The organism is Formosa sp. Hel3_A1_48 (genome assembly GCF_001735715.1).
GTDB lineage: Bacteria > Bacteroidota > Bacteroidia > Flavobacteriales > Flavobacteriaceae > UBA3537.
In genome coordinates this window covers 441209-457014 of record NZ_CP017259.1, presented here as the reverse complement: position 1 = coordinate 457014, position 15806 = coordinate 441209, and the positions used below count along the sequence as shown (strand labels likewise).

Sequence of the window (15806 nt, the reverse complement as noted above, 5' to 3'; positions counted from 1 at the left end):
GCATGTCCTTAGATACCCTAATTATTGTATTGAGCTTGATTTTTTCAGCCTTTTTTTCAGGAATGGAAATCGCGTTTGTTTCTTCCAATAAAATACATATTGAAATTGAGAAAAAGCAAAGAGGTTTTCTTTCACTTTTGTTAACCAAAATTACTGCAAAACCTTCCAAATTTATTGCTACAATGCTCATTGGAAATAATATCGCTTTGGTAGTTTATGGCTTGTATATGGGGGATGTTTTGGTGGCTTGGTTTTCTCAGCATTTACCTACAGACTCTACGCTTGTTTACTATCTGTTTAATGAGCTTAGTTTGCTGACTCAAACCATCATATCTACCTTGGTAATTTTGATTTCGGCTGAGTTTTTACCTAAAGTTTTTTTTCAAATCTATGCCAATTCACTATTGAAATTGTTGGCGCTTCCTGCTTTCGTGTTTTATATCTTATTTTCTCTATTTTCAGATTTCGTTATTTGGATATCCGACTTTGTATTAAAGACATTTTTCAAAACTAAAGGGGATGATGTGCAGTTGGCATTCACTAAAGTTGATCTCGGCAATTACATAAGCGAGCAAATGCAATCTGTTGAGGCCGATGATGAGGTTGATAGTGAAATCATCATTTTTCAAAATGCATTAGAATTTTCAGAAGTCAAAGCCCGTGAAGCAATGGTGCCACGGACTGAGCTTACAGCAATTGAAATCCATGATACAATTGAAAATTTAAGCAAGTTGTTTACCCAAACAGGTCATTCAAAAATTGTTGTGTACAAGAGCACAATTGATGATATCTTAGGATATGTACACGCTTTCGATTTATTCAAAAATCCAAAAACCATCAAATCGATGCTAATGCCCATAGAATTTGTTCCAGAAACTATGTTAGCTAAAGATATTTTAAATGTTTTGACTAAAAAACACAAAAGCTTAGCTGTAGTTTTAGATGAATATGGAGGAACCTCTGGAATTCTTACGGTTGAAGATATTGTCGAGGAATTATTCGGTGAAATCGAGGACGAGCATGATTCGGTAGCTCTAATTGAAGAACAAATGGATCAGCTTAATTTTTTATTTTCTGCACGCTTGGAAGTAGATTACTTGAACGAAACCTATAAATTGCAGCTTCCAGAGCATGAAAATTACGAAACTTTAGGCGGTCTAATTGTTCACCATACTCAGGAAATTCCAGAACAAAATCAGCAAATAAGTATTGATCGTTTCCTTTTTACAATTCAAGAGGTTTCCAATACAAAAATTGAATTAATTGCTCTTAAAATAGAGCCTCAAGATTGAGATAATTTCAACACCTTCAATTAAAACCATTTCCTTTTTATTATTTCAAATTAAATTGGTATTTTCGTCCACTATATTTTTACAAAATCTAAGAATAAAATACCATGGCAGTATTAAATAAAATAAGACAACGATCTATTTTTCTTATCATTATCATTGCACTCGCATTGTTCTCATTTATTATTGGGGATATTTATCAAAATCTTGGTTCATCTTCTGCGAACGATTCGGCAATTGCTGTTGTCAACGGTGAAGATATTGAACGCGATGATTTTATGGCGAAAGTTGAAAATGCACAAAGACAATCTGGAGGTTCAATGACCAACACCCAAGCGATGAATCGTGTTTGGGAAAGTGAACTCCGTGCAAAAGTAATGCAGTCGCAATACGATGCTGTTGGAATATCTGTTGAGCGGGATCATATGCGAGACTTATTAAAACAAAATCTTACTTCTTTTGAAGAATTTAATAACGAAGCAGGGTTTTTTGATGAAGACAAACTGAACGAATTTATTGCTAACCTCAAGGCAATATCCCCTGAAACTACAACATTAGGAGGGACGCCAATCAACTACCAATCATGGACAACTTTTGAACAAAATGTTGCTGTTTCTGGAGTGCAACAAACGTATTTTAACTTGGTGAAAGCAGGAATTATTGGAACATTGACAGAAGGCGAATTGGATTACCAATTAGAAAACAACAAAGTAGATCTTAAGTATGTGCAAATCCCGTATTCAGCTGTACCTGATAGCTTAATTGAGGTTAAAAAATCTGAAATAAAGGCGTACATGAAGCGCTTTCCTAAAAAATATGAAGTTGAAGATTCAAGAGATTTAATATACGTTGAATTCAAAGAGGAGGCTTCTCTTGCTGATGAGCAGGCTATCCAAGATAACTTAAACACTTTAATTGATGATCGGAAGGAATATAACGAAGCAGCGAAAGCTAATGAAACTGTAGTTGGATTCAAAAACACAAAAGACCATGCGGCTTTTGTGAACGCAAATTCGGCGCAAAAATTCAATGATACCTACGTTTTCAGATCTTCTTTTTCATCTGAAATAGCAGACAAAATTACTGAGCTAAACGTGGGGGATATACATGGCCCTTACAAAGAAGGCAACTTTTATAAATTGACTAAAATGGTTGCAAAAAAAGACATTGCTGATTCTACTAAAGTAAGACATATTTTGATCCCCTTTGTAGGCGGTGCTCGTGCCGATGTGACGGTGACCAAAACTGATGCCCAAGCCAAAGCCACGGCAGATAGTATTTATAAAGTATTAAGAAGAAGTCGTTCCAAATTCAAGTCTTTATTGTCTTTGTCTTCAGACAAAGTAAGCAATGAAAAAGAAGGGGTTATCGAATTTGCGTATACCGACGGATTTGCACCCGAATTTAAGGCCTATTCTTTTGAAAATCCAAAAGGAAGTCTTGGGGTCGTACGAACCGACTTTGGGTATCACGTTATCGAAGTTTTGGATCAAGGCCAAAAACAAGATGCATTTAAAGTAGCGACTATAGCTCAAGAAATTGAACCATCAGTTGAAACTATAGACGAGGTCTTTAAAAACAAATCTAAATTTGAAATCGCAGTGGCTGATGCTGATTTTAAATCAATAGCAGAGGAAAACAAATACAACGTTCGTACAGTAAATAGTGTTAAGGAGTTAGAAGAAAATATACCTGGTATTGGCGCACAACGCGCTATTGTACGCTGGGCTTTTGAAGATGGTGTTCAAGAAGGAGATTTTAAAAGTTTCAGTACTACCGCTGGAGGTTTTGTAGTCGTTAAGCTAACAGGTGTAAATGAAGCAGGACTCATGTCTATTCAAGATGGATCGGTTACTGCACTTCCTGAGGTTAGAAAAGAGAAGAAAGCGGCATACATTATAGATCGAATTACTGCATCAACTCTAGAAGATATCGCTGCTGCAGAAGGACAAACAGTAAAAACTGCAGTTGCAGTAAACATGAAAAACCCAACCCTTTCTGGCGCGGGTCGTGAGCCATTGGTCATTGGAACAGCATTTGGATTAAAAGAGGGTGAAACTTCTGAATTGATAGAAGGGAATGCCGGGGTTTATGCAGTTCAAGTCACAAAAAGGACAGATGCTACAGCACTGACCAGCTATCAAGCTGCAGCCAACAGAGTTGGACAAGCCAAAGAAAGTGCTGTAAACACACAGTTGTATAACGCTTTAAAAGATGCCGCAGAGATAGAAGACAATAGAGCTGTATTTTACTAGAAATACATTTATTTAGAATTTTAATGGGGCTGATTTTTCAGTCCCTTTTTTTATGCCTTTTTTTAAATGTATTTTAAAGGCTCTAAAACTCAAACAGCTTTGCTAAAGGAACATCTAAAGCTGTTGCTATAGCTTTTGCTTTGGCAATGGTAATATTACGTTTGCCGCGTTCTATGTTGGTATAGTTGTTTTTATGAATCCCACAGCGGTCTGCGACATGGTATTGCTTGAGGCCCTTGGTCTTGCGGATGTTACATAAATTAAGCCCAAAGGCCTTCAAAAAATCTTCATTAGAACGATTGTGCATGTTGGTTAATTAAAAAGTAGGCACAGCGTTTGTGGTTGTTAAATTGAGTAGCACTCAAAGGTACAACAATAGAATAATATAGCTTAATCTATACGAATAATTCAAAAATTTAACATAAAAAGACATAATATACTATATTTTTTTTCTATATTTGAATTGTTCAAAAGCTGAACAGCCACCTCAAATCTATTTTTAAAACCATTAAAGTGGTTAATATAACAACTTAAATTTTTTACTTATGAAAAAGTTTGTCCGCCTGCCAATTTTAACCATTTTAATATTTACTTATTTTTCTTGTTCTAAAAACCCTAACAATGATTTAGAGATTAATCAAGCTGAGTTAATTGAAAGTCTTAAAGAACATTTATCTAATTTTAATGAAAATTCTATTGACAACTTTAATAATAAAACAATTATTAATGAGTTAGATCATTTTAAAAATTATGAGGAAAGTATTTTTAATTTAATTACAAATAAAATAGATAAGAAAAATATCCCAGATGTTTACAATAACGAACTTGGTTATTCAAATCCAAATGAATTTGACAAGTATTTTGTGAAGTTTCTAGTTGATGATTTACAGTCCGATAATTTTCAGACTTTTATTAAAAGATCAAGTCACTATCAAATATTTATTAATTCAAAAATTAGTAGTTTAGCCCATAAAGAATATTTGAACAACATGGTTGAACAATTTAAATGGATTAAATACGGAGTTTATACATTTTTCAATAGTAAAACTACGTCGGAAAATTCACGTGATTACAATGAGGGTTGTTTTGATGATTGTATGGAGGATGCTATAGAAGATCAATTTGATTGGTGGGGAGGATGGGTAGAATTTGTATTAGCACCTGGTCCAGTGGTTGCTTGGATGGCTGGAGAATGTATCTATGACTGTCATTTTGCTAGCTAATTAAATATGATAAAACAGAATAAAGCATTATTACAGATTATTGAATTATCACTAATAATCATTTCAATTTTTTTAATCTTCTTTAGCAAAAAAGAACACATACCAACTCTCTTTACATTAATATTTTTGGTTCTTGTTAGCTTTTACTTTAGTCCAGTAAAATTATTGTTTTTGGATACCAATAAATATTTAAAATTGTCTGCATTCATATTGGCATTATGTGTCGGAGTTGGCGCTTTACAATTATTTAAAGCGGTTGATGTTTTAGTTTTAATTCTTGTTATAGTTAATTTTGTATTTATGGTTTTTATTGCTTTGGCAACTAATGAAAAAACGCTGGGAAACCGTAATTATAAGTTTCTCATATTAACTCATTTTTTAGCATTTTTTATATTAACAGGATAATATATTAAACTACCATCACCCCATAAGGTACAATGGTATTATACCCCTTATCCATAAAATATTGCGTATTGGTTCTTGTTGCCAAAAAGAAATCACCACCCCAAGCCCCTAAACTTTTTATCGCTCCGGGGTAGTCTGCAAAATGTGTGGTTTTTAATGGGGGGTGTTGGATAAGTGCGCCCACTAAGTTTTCATGTTTGCTTATGAGTACTTCAAATTCTTCTAAAGTAGTAGCCACCAAAAGTGCTTCTGTAATGGCATTCAATGCAGAAAAATCGAGTGTTTGTGTTGTTTTTAGGGTGTTGTAGCGGGCGATGGCCTCACGGCTGTTTTGTTTTTGGTTGCGGTGTACAAAAAACAATTGATCTTTAAACGGCGGATCAAAATCCACAATTTTTATAAGCGGTGTACTGTTTTGGCGTTGGTATACGATCGGTTGGGCGTTTTGCGCACAAGCAATATCATAGCCACTACCACCAAAGGTGTTTTCGAGCAATGTAAAAGCATCTACATTGGCCCATTGCGCTAAATTGTTAACTAGGGTAGAGGAGGAGCCCAAACCCCAGTTTTGAGGGAATTCTAAATGGCTAGAGAATTCTAGACCAGTAGATGCAAATACTTTTGGATTCAATTCAAAAAGAGCACGAAAAATTTGAGCAAGTCGATGAGCAGTTTCAGTATTTGTACTCGGATTAAAATTATTTATAGTCAAATTTGTTTCAAACCAAAGCTTATTTTTGTGGTCAAAACTTTTCCATCGTATTTCTGCTTGTTCAATCGTTTTTACTTCTAGAGATTGTCCAAGTTTAGTGGGTAATGCTAGGGCTTTTGCACCGTTTAATACTGCATATTCGGCGCTCAGTAAAAGTTTTCCATGACTATAAAACTTATGCATCAGTCTCGGAGTTTATTTAAGGCTTCTGCCACTGCACGGTGCGAAACACCGTTGGTTTTAAAATGTAAAATCAAAGTTTCTTTTTCAGTATCTGTTGCGCCTATTTGATTTAAAATATTCATTAAATGCATTTTCATGTGTCCTTTTTGGATTCCCGTTGTAGTGAGTGAGCGCAAGGCAGCAAAATTCTGTGCTAGTCCCGCTACAGCCACTATTTCCATAAGCTTGGTTGCTGAGGGAGTTCCTAGCAGCTCCAACGCTAATTTGACCATTGGATGTAATCCTGTTAACCCGCCTACAGTACCCAATGCCAAAGGTAAATCCATCCAAAATCTAAAAACACCATTTTCTAAACTGGCATGAGATAAACTGGTGTATTGTCCGTCTTTAGCAGCGTAAGCATGAACACCAGCTTCAACCGCTCTAAAATCATTTCCTGTGGCGATGACGACTGCATCTACACCATTCATGATGCCTTTGTTATGGGTTACAGCACGGTAGGGCTCTACTTCTGCAATACGTACTGCTTGAATAAATTTTTCGGCAAATTCTTGCCCTTTAAAGTGGCCCTCTAAAGTGAGTTCGTCTAACGAACAAGATACCTCGGCACGGACCACACAATTGGGGACATAATTGGATAAAATACTCATGACTACCTTGGGTTTGTTCCCGTGGAGTTCTGGACTATTTTGACTTAGCGTTTCAAAAGTAGTGGCGATTTGTTCCAAACACGAATTGATAAAATTGGCACCCATGGCGTCTTTGGTTTCAAACGTTGCTTCCAATTGAAAATAGTGCGCCATTTTAGGCGTACAATCGATGAGATTTAAATCTAAAAGACCACCACCACGTTTTTCCATATTTTGAGTAAGTGGTTTGATGGCCTGCAAAAGTTGAGCTTTGATTTTTTCAAAATATGATCTGAGCCCATTACGGTCTCCTTTATAAATAAAATGAACATGGCCTATTTTTGTAGTAGCCAGAATTTTTGTCTTAAATCCACCACGAGATAACCAAAATTTAGCGGCATTACTGGCCGCCGCTACTACCGAACTTTCCTCAATAGTCATGGGTAAAGTGTAGAGTTTTTCGTTAATTAAAAAATTAGGGGCAATACCAAATGGCATATAAAAGTTTGTAATGGTATTTTCAATGAACTCGTCGTGCAATTGTTGCAGCTCAGAGTCGGAATTCCAATAAGATTCCAAGGTGACTTTGGCATGTATATTTCCTCCAAAATAATTGGTAATCAACCAGTTTATTTTTTCGGTTTTAGAGAGTTTTGAAAATCCAGAAACTTGCTGTGGCATAGTTGTGTATTGGTAAACAAAGATACTATTCTATATATTATCTGAAAAGCGAATTGTTAAATTGAATATTAATCCGCTCAGAAAAGAGGAATTATGAATTATTTTTAGTAAAATTGGTAACATTTTATAAAATATATGTATGCTCCGCAAAAATTTGCACATCGTTCTAATTGTTATCGCTTCCTGTTTTTGTTATTCACAAGAACAAAACATAACACTTGAAGAGATTTGGAATGGTGCCTTCACAACTCAACGAATGGAAGTTCTAAATTCTATGAGTAATGGACAGCAGTACTCTGTTTTAAATTTTAATCGTGCTACACGATCAACATCTGTTGATGTCTATGACTATCAAACACAATCTAAGACATCCACTTTGGTAGATTCAAAAGACTTTGATGACATACAATACTTTACTTATTATGACTTTAGTCTTGATGAAACAAAACTAATTCTAGCAACAGAAATAGAAGCTGTATATAGACGTTCTACTTTGGGTATTTTTTTTGTTTATGATACTAAAACTAAAACGCGTACAAAGATTTCTGATTATAAAATACAAGAGCCTACTTTTTCGCCAGATGGGTTGAAAGTGGCTTATGGTTATCGGAACAATATTTACATAAAAAACCTCGAAACTCAACAGACCAAGCAAATTACTTTCGATGGTGAAAAAAATAAAATTATTAATGGCATTACAGACTGGGTTTATGAAGAAGAATTTGCCTTTGTTCGGGCTTTTGAATGGAACACTGAGGGCACTAAAATTGCGTATTTAAAATTTGACGAAACAGAAGTCCCAGAATTTTCAATGGATGTGTACGGACAAGACTTATATCAAACCCAACAAGTTTTTAAGTATCCAAAGGCAGGTGAAAAAAATGCGGATGTATCTTTACATGTTTATGATTTGTCTTCTTCAAAATCCAATGAAGTTGAGGTCGAAAAGACATATGATGATTTTTATATTCCGCGCATCAAATGGACAAATGATGCGAATGTCTTGAGTGCTCAGTTTATCAATCGCCATCAAAATGAACTTGATTTATGGGCAATCGACACAGCTAAGGGCACAACTACTATTCTGCTCTCAGAAAAAGATGATGCCTATGTGGATGTAACAGATAATCTCACATTTTTAAAAAATAACAGCTTTATTTGGACAAGTGAGCAAGATGGATACAACCATATTTATCACTACAGTAAAAAAGGCAAACTCATCAATCAAGTGACCACTGGAGATTGGGAGGTCACGGTATATTATGGATATGACAAACAGTCGAAAAAAATATTTTACCAATCTGTAGAAAATGGTTCCATAAATAGAGACGTCTACAGCATTGGCCTTAATGGAAAAAACAAACGCCGTCTCTCCAAAAATGAAGGAACCAATTCAGCGGCTTTTAGTGCAGATTTCACCTATTACATCAACACCTTTTCGAGCGCGACCATACCTCCAGAGTACACATTAAATGATGCAAACAATGGAACAGTTTTGAAGCGTATCAAACACAATGATAAACTGGCGGAAAAGCTATCCAATTATAAATTATCTGAAAAAGAATTTAGTACCATAGCCATTAATGGCAATGACCTTAATATGTGGACAATAAAACCTGTTGATTTTGATCCAAATAAAAAATATCCCGTCCTTATGTATCAGTATTCTGGGCCTGGCTCACAAGAAGTTGTCAACAGCTGGAATAGCGCCAATGATTATTGGTATCAAATGTTGGCACAAAAAGGCTATTTTGTAGTTTGTATTGATGGTCGTGGAACAGGATTCAAAGGCGCAGATTTTAAGAAAGTTACGTATATGAATTTGGTGAAATATGAAACTGAAGACCAAATTGCCGCCGCTAAAAAATTAGCAGAATTACCCTACATTGACCAAGAACGTATTGGAATTTGGGGCTGGAGTTTTGGTGGACATATGAGCACCAATTGCTTATTGAAAGGCAGCGAGATCTTTAAAATGGCTATAGCTGTAGCACCAGTTACGAATTGGCGATTTTACGACACTATTTACACCGAACGCTATATGCGTACCCCTCAAGAAAACCCAGCAGGATACGATGACAACTCCCCGTTTTATTACCCCGAAAAGCTTAAAGGCGATTATTTACTGATTCATGGATCGAGTGATGATAATGTGCATTTGCAACACACCATGCGTATGGTTGAGGCTTTGATTCAAGCGGATAAACAATTTGAGTGGGGCATTTACCCCGATAAAAACCATGGTATTTATGGGGGTAATACACGACTTCATCTCTATAAAAAAATGACCAACTTCATAGAACGAAGCTTAGGCGAAAATTAAGAATTAAACAAACAAAAAAACTAACCAATAAATAAAAATCAATATGTCAACAACAGAACTTCAACATCAAAAACAACTTTTTGGACATCCAATAGGACTGTATGTTCTCTTTTTAACAGAAATGTGGGAACGGTTTTCCTATTATGGAATGCGTGCTTTACTAGTTCTTTATATGACTGCTTCAACACTGGGAGATGATATGCGTGGTGAAGGTTTGGGATGGACAAGTAAAGAAGCGCTTGCGCTTTATGGTTGGTATACTATGTTGGTGTATGTTATGTCTATTCCTGGAGGTATGATTGCAGACAAATTGATAGGACAGAAAAAGGCAGTTTTGTATGGTGCTGTTATTCTATGTCTGGGTCATGGCGTTTTAGTCCTCACAGATATTTGGGCTTTTTATACAGGTTTAGGACTTGTTATACTAGGCGTTGGATTACTAAAACCAAATATTTCTACTATGGTTGGTGGACTCTACAAAGAAGGTGACATTAGAAGAGATAAAGGATTTAGTATTTTCTATATTGGAATTAATTTAGGTTCACTTCTAGCTACAATAATTGTAGGGCTAGTTGTTAATGAATGGGGCTGGCATGCTGGATTTGGTTTAGCAGGAATAGTTATGGTAATAGGATTGATTAATTATATTTATGGTCAAAAGTACTTAATTCATGTTGGAAATTTAGAAATAACAGAAAATGACCCAAATGAAATTTCTTATGGGAAGCTATATGGGAAACTTTTTAAATCACCTTTACAATTGGTAATAACAATAGTTTTATTATTAGCATCAGCCTATGGCTGGTATGCATTAGAAACAGGATATGGGCCTTTATTTGTATTTCTTACTGCAGTAGTTGTATTATTAATGATGATTTATAAGGAATTAAACTCTCAAGCACATAAAGACCGATTTTTAGTTTTATTATTATCGTTTATCATGGTGATTGTATTTTGGGGCGCATTTGAGCAGGCAGGAGGTTTGATGAATTTATATACTGAGACAAATACCGATAGAGTGCTGTTTGGTTGGGAAATACCAACAGTGATGTTTCAAAGTCTAAACGCTGGTTTTATCATCATATTTGCAACTTTTGTAGCGTCTATTTGGGCTAAGAGAAAATTAAAAGGTAGAGAGGCAAGTTCATTATTCAAAATGGCAATTGGAATTATTATTATGGGCTTTGGGTTTTTATTTATGGTATTTGCTGCTATGGAGTTCGAAAAATCAGGTGCTTCTAGCATGATATGGTTAGTGTTAGCCTATTTATTTCATACAATCGGAGAGCTTTGTTTATCTCCTGTAGCGTTATCCTTTATAACAAAATTAACACCAGTAAAATACGCTTCACTTATGATGGGTGTATACTTTGCAGCAACAGGTCTTGGTAGTAAGGTTGCAGGAATTGTTGGTGAAGCCGCTAGTGATTTTGGAGAATACACTATCTTCTTTGGAATTTTAATTTTTACAGTTATAATAGGAACATTATTTATTTTGATTTTAAAACCATTGAAACGCTTGACGCATAACGCTGAAGAAAACGAAAGAATTTTAGAATCATAATCACAAAAACCAACCAAAATGAGTACTTCAATAGATCAAATTTTTAAAGACAAAGTTTTAGGCCATCCAGCAGGATTATTTGTGCTGTTTTTTACAGAAATGTGGGAGCGTTTTTCATATTATGGAATGCGGGCACTACTAGTCATGTTTTTCACGGCTTCACTTATGGATGAAGGTTGGGGATGGCCACGAGAATATGCCTATGCTATTTTTGGAACCTACACCTCCCTCGTATATCTTTCAACACTTTTGGGGGGCTATTTTGCTGATAAAATCATTGGATATCGTTATGCTGTAGCCGTTGGGGCTTTGCTTATGACTTTGGGACATGGTGCAATGGCTTTGGAAACGCCATTTTTTATTTACACGGGGCTAACACTTTTGGTTTTTGGAAGTGGTTTTTTTAAACCCAATATGACTTCCATCATCTCTGAAATGTACAAAGGGAAAGATGAAAAGAAAGATGGTGCTTACACTATTTTCTATATGGGTGTAAATGCAGGGGCTTTCTTAGGGATTTTGTTGTGTGGTTATTTAGGTGAAAAAGTAGGTTGGCGCTGGGGCTTTGGCCTAGCAGGTATTTTTATGTTCTTTGGATTATTACAATTCTGGTTTGCACAAAATATTTTTGGTGATATTGGTAAAAAGCCCGTTAAAACGAATGATGCTGCCAAAGAAGTTTCTGCAAACGAACCAAAATTCAATCCTTTTACTCATTTTCAGTTGGCCATTATAGGAGTCGCATCGCTTCTTGGACTTTCTTGGATTCTAAATGATCCTGTTTCAAAAATATCAGAAGGAGCATACAATCTGTTCAATTTTAAAATGTTTGGCACAGAGGGTTCCAATGTTGTTATTTTGACTGCACTGCTTTTGTTTGTAGTATTGCTTATCATCCGTATTCCTCGTTACGATAGAATTACAAGAGATAGAATGTTGGCCGTTATGTTTTTTGCTTTTATTACGATTTTCTTCTGGGCTATTTTCGAACAAGCACCGAGTAGTCTAACCATATTTGCCAGAGATTACACCCAACGTATTTTGGAAGGCAATGCTGCTGATATCTTTAAAGTTGTCAATTCCCTTATGACCATTATTCCACTTGGAATCATTACTTGGGTATTGATTTTACTGTTCAGAAAAACATTTGCTAAATATGCATTATCAAACATTATTTTAGCTTTAAGTTTTCTCATCATTTGGGGCATTTCAATTTGGATGCTCAATGCAGAATTTCAAGAAGAAATTGCTGAAGTCCCAGCATCTTGGTTTGGTGTTTTGAATTCACTCTTCATTATTGCTTTTGCGCCCTTGTTTTCTAAGTGGTGGGAAAGCAAATACAATCCAAATGCTAATATGAAATACGCCATTGGTATGGTTCTTTTAGGGATAGGTATGGCATGCGTCGCCATAGGCGCATCCGATATACCAGTCGGTGCTGCTACAGCATCAGTAAGTATGGTGTGGCTTATTTTGGTCTACTTTTTTCATACGATGGGCGAACTATGTGTTTCACCTGTGGCTTTATCTTATGTAAGTAAGTTGGTGCCAGGACGTATGATTGCTATGATGTTTGGAATTTGGTATCTTGCGGTTGCTATTGGTATGAAACTTGCAGGTGTTTTTGGAGAGGCCTCGGAGGGTATTGCAAATGAATATGGTTTGAGTTATTTCTTTTGGATTTTAACTGCTGTTGCTGTAGGACTAGGCGTTCTTTCGGCAGTACTTTATCCTGTCATCAAAAAACTCATGCATGGGGTGAGATAGTATAAAAAAATGATCTGCATAAATGCTGAAATACTAGAGGACTTGTGTCAAATTGATGACGAGCTAAAAGCCATTTACCACAATAAAGATTCTGTATGTATTTGGGTATTTAAAACAAGAAAGGACAGAAATGCTTTTGTTGAAGAAACTGTTGGGATGAACAAAAACCAGCGTACAAATCATTACAACGCAAACTATGTATAAGTTAAAATACATCTTAATATTATTTTTATTTTCTGTGTTTGTTAATGCACAAGAAATCAATTGGTTGACCATGAATGAAGCCTTAGCTAAACAAAAAGAACAACCCAAAAAAATAATGATTGACATGTACACTGTATGGTGTGGGCCATGCAAAATGTTGGACCGCAATACATTTTCCAATAAAAAACTTGCCGAATATGTGAATGCCAATTACTATGCTGTAAAATTCAATGCTGAAGGCGATGAAGGTGTAGATTTTAATGGACAGACATTTTCTAATCCCAATTACGACCCCGCCAAAGCCAAGCGTCGTAACAGTCAACACCAAATGGCTCAATATTTCGGTACACGGTCATATCCAACCATTTTATTTTTGGGAGAAAACGCTGAGTTTTTAGCACCCATTCCTGGATATAGAACTGCACCACAACTCGAGCTTTACCTTAAACTTTTTGGTGAAGACCTCTACAAAACGATCAATAGTCAAGATGCGTTCAATGCTTACGCCAAATCGTTCAAATCAAGTTTTTAGCCTTATTTTTTTATTGAATAGATAAAAGCACCCTGTTCATAAGTATTGTGAAAGCGAACACTATTTTTCCTGCAGGTTTTTTGCCATCGGGTAACAGAACTTTTGTAATTACTGCCATCAGCAATTATCAATTTTGGATTAAGGGTTTTGATAAGCTGCTCAAGATGAATTTTTGGGCTATTGCGCAACAACACCCAATCAAACCTTTCGGTTTTAAAATCAAATATTCCAATTTCATCTACGATAAGTAAATGACGACCGCCAATACTGTAGAAACGTTTCATATGTTTATTTGAATTTTTGCGAATGCCTTCTTTTGCTATATAATCTTTTATGAATTCAGATGGAATATCTTTTCCATTTGCTTCTTGGATTTCTAAAGTGGTTCCATTTCTGATTCCAATAATCGAGTTTTTCATTTTATGAAAAACGATAAAATCTTGAGTTGAATTTGTATTATATAAGAAAGCGACATAGAGTTGAAGACCCAACACAGCAATACATAAGTAAAGGACTTTTACAGCTGTTTTTCGATTCAAGTAACTAATCAACAGCGTGATAATCAGGTATGATAAAACCATTTGAATTTCATCATAACTAATGTTCTTAAAAATAAAAATATCAAAATTTGAGATCCATTTAGTTATTTTATTCATCAGTTCAATGAGGAATTCAAATCCATCTATGAGCTGCTTGTTGAGGATTTTAATTTCAGCGAACAACACAATGAAAAGTCCAATCCAAAGACAAAGGGTGAGAGTGGGAATGACGAGTAAATTACTTATAAAAAACAATATTGGGAATTGATTAAAATAATACAAGCTTAGCGGTAGAACGCCAATTTGTGCAGCAAAAGAAACTTTAATTAATGAAGCTATTGGATTAAGTAAAATATTTTTTGGGTTCCATATTTTATTCAAAATGGGCATTAGGATCAAAATGCCCAAAACAGCAGTGTAACTCAACTGAAAGCCAACATCAAAAACAATATTAGGATCTATAAGCAATACCACTAGAGCTGAAATGGAAAGCGTATTAATGCTATTCGTTTGACGATTCAAACCTTGCGCCAAAGCAAAAAAACTAAACATCGTAACGGCACGAACTATCGAAGGGCTTAGTCCTGATATAAAGGCAAATCCCCACAGTACAATAATAACAACTAGTCTGCGTATTTTTTTGCCATTTCGAAAGTTCAACAACGGATACAGTAACACCCCCAATATACTTAACAGTATTCCGACGTGTAAGCCAGATAGTGCAAGGATGTGTATTACCCCTGAATCCCTATAATTTACTTTGATATTTTCAGGAATCTCATTCCTTTTGCCTAAATAGAATGCCTTGAGAAACCCAGCTGCCGTGGAGTTGATGTCCAGGGCGTCTATTTTTTGTTCGATATAATGTCTTGCTTTAGCCGCTCGACCTTTTATGCTTTCTTTTCCTTTAAGATGCGCAAACTTAGTTTGAGAATTTATGCTGATTTGATGAAATATCCCTTTTCGAGCCAAGTAATCTTTGTAGCTGAATGCATGTGGGTTTTTTGGCGAATTAATAAGTTTTGGTTCAATTTTAATGCGAAGGACTTCATCTACTTCTAATGGCGACATTATGGAATCATTGAGGGTTTGTATTAAAATTGTACCATTAGATTTGTTTTTATTAATCTGTAGTACTTTTGCCATGTAGCGGTAGCTATATTCAGTTGGATTCATTTCATGAGTTATCCGCAACAATAATTCATTATTATTTTTTTTTAAAAAATAACTATAGTGTTTAATATCTGTCTTTGGATTATGAAATGTGGATGTTAAAACCCCTGTGATAACAAATAATAACATCAATAGTAGTGTTGCTACATCGTATTTGTGTGCTTTTGATTTGTAATGAAAATACAGTACAGCAACAAATAAACAAAGGCCACAATATATTAAGTTGTTAAGTGTTAAAGGGTTTTGATTAGCTAGTCTAATACCAATTATAAGGCCAACAGTAAGCCTCGCAATGGGGTACTCAAAAAATTGCATTTTCTCATGTGT

13 protein-coding genes are annotated in these 15806 nt (G+C 35.3%); 9 read left to right on the top strand and 4 right to left on the bottom strand.

Translation table 11 applies throughout. From position 1 onward, the window contains the following. The first annotated feature begins 2 nt into the window (after positions 1–2). Together FORMA_RS02005 and FORMA_RS02000 are read left to right on the top strand one after the other, a co-directional pair. On the top strand, positions 3–1292 hold the full coding sequence (locus FORMA_RS02005; protein ID WP_069674085.1) for a hemolysin family protein: 1290 nt from the start codon (positions 3–5) through the stop codon (positions 1290–1292). Positions 1293–1396: 104 nt separating this feature from the next. Then, entirely contained in the window at positions 1397–3544 is a 2148-nt protein-coding gene (locus FORMA_RS02000; RefSeq protein WP_069674084.1) for a SurA N-terminal domain-containing protein, read from the top strand. An 82-nt stretch (positions 3545–3626) separates the two neighbouring features. Here the strand turns inward: FORMA_RS02000 and FORMA_RS01995 are convergent, their stop codons facing one another. Further along, entirely contained in the window at positions 3627–3851 is a 225-nt protein-coding gene (locus tag FORMA_RS01995; RefSeq protein WP_069674083.1) for a helix-turn-helix domain-containing protein, read from the bottom strand. Positions 3852–4089: 238 nt separating this feature from the next. Here FORMA_RS01995 and FORMA_RS01990 point away from each other — a divergent pair, with 238 nt between their 5' ends. Together FORMA_RS01990 and FORMA_RS01985 are read left to right on the top strand one after the other, a co-directional pair. Beyond that, entirely contained in the window at positions 4090–4767 is a 678-nt protein-coding gene (locus FORMA_RS01990) for a hypothetical protein (protein ID WP_069674082.1), read from the top strand. Positions 4768–4773: 6 nt separating this feature from the next. Continuing rightward, positions 4774–5172 (top strand): hypothetical protein, encoded by a 399-nt coding sequence (locus FORMA_RS01985; protein WP_069674081.1) that lies wholly within the window; start codon positions 4774–4776, stop codon positions 5170–5172. A 4-nt stretch (positions 5173–5176) separates the two neighbouring features. Here the strand turns inward: FORMA_RS01985 and FORMA_RS01980 are convergent, their stop codons facing one another. Both FORMA_RS01980 and FORMA_RS01975 read right to left on the bottom strand, forming a co-directional pair. After that, the gene (locus tag FORMA_RS01980; RefSeq protein ID WP_069674080.1) at positions 5177–6067 is read right to left on the bottom strand and encodes a GYDIA family GHMP kinase; all 891 of its coding nucleotides are present in this window, start codon (positions 6065–6067) and stop codon (positions 5177–5179) included. Further along, on the bottom strand, positions 6067–7377 hold the full coding sequence (locus tag FORMA_RS01975; protein ID WP_069674079.1) for a hydroxymethylglutaryl-CoA reductase, degradative: 1311 nt from the start codon (positions 7375–7377) through the stop codon (positions 6067–6069). Before FORMA_RS01975 ends, FORMA_RS01980 begins: the two co-directional genes overlap by 1 nt. Before the next feature lie 139 nt (positions 7378–7516). Between FORMA_RS01975 and FORMA_RS01970 the strand changes: the two genes are divergently transcribed. Genes FORMA_RS01970 through FORMA_RS01950 form a run of 5 tightly spaced genes read left to right on the top strand, consistent with a single transcriptional unit; the run spans position 7517 to position 13767 of the window. Continuing rightward, positions 7517–9700, top strand: a complete 2184-nt coding sequence (locus FORMA_RS01970) for a S9 family peptidase (RefSeq protein WP_069674078.1) — start codon at positions 7517–7519, stop codon at positions 9698–9700. Positions 9701–9743: 43 nt separating this feature from the next. Further along, positions 9744–11264: a peptide MFS transporter gene (locus FORMA_RS01965; RefSeq protein WP_069674077.1), complete on the top strand. Its 1521-nt coding sequence runs from the start codon at positions 9744–9746 to the stop codon at positions 11262–11264. An 18-nt stretch (positions 11265–11282) separates the two neighbouring features. Further along, the gene (locus FORMA_RS01960) at positions 11283–13031 is read left to right on the top strand and encodes a peptide MFS transporter (protein WP_069674076.1); all 1749 of its coding nucleotides are present in this window, start codon (positions 11283–11285) and stop codon (positions 13029–13031) included. 9 nt (positions 13032–13040) lie between these two features. Then, the gene (locus FORMA_RS01955; RefSeq protein ID WP_069674075.1) at positions 13041–13235 is read left to right on the top strand and encodes a hypothetical protein; all 195 of its coding nucleotides are present in this window, start codon (positions 13041–13043) and stop codon (positions 13233–13235) included. After that, positions 13228–13767 carry a thioredoxin family protein gene (locus FORMA_RS01950; RefSeq protein WP_069674074.1) on the top strand — a complete coding sequence of 180 codons (540 nt, stop codon included), beginning with the start codon at positions 13228–13230 and terminating at the stop codon, positions 13765–13767. The genes FORMA_RS01955 and FORMA_RS01950 overlap by 8 nt, the downstream gene beginning before the upstream one ends. A gap of 2 nt (positions 13768–13769) precedes the next feature. Here the strand turns inward: FORMA_RS01950 and FORMA_RS01945 are convergent, their stop codons facing one another. Then, the gene (locus FORMA_RS01945) at positions 13770–15794 is read right to left on the bottom strand and encodes a ComEC/Rec2 family competence protein (protein WP_069674073.1); all 2025 of its coding nucleotides are present in this window, start codon (positions 15792–15794) and stop codon (positions 13770–13772) included. Positions 15795–15806: the final 12 nt, after the last annotated feature.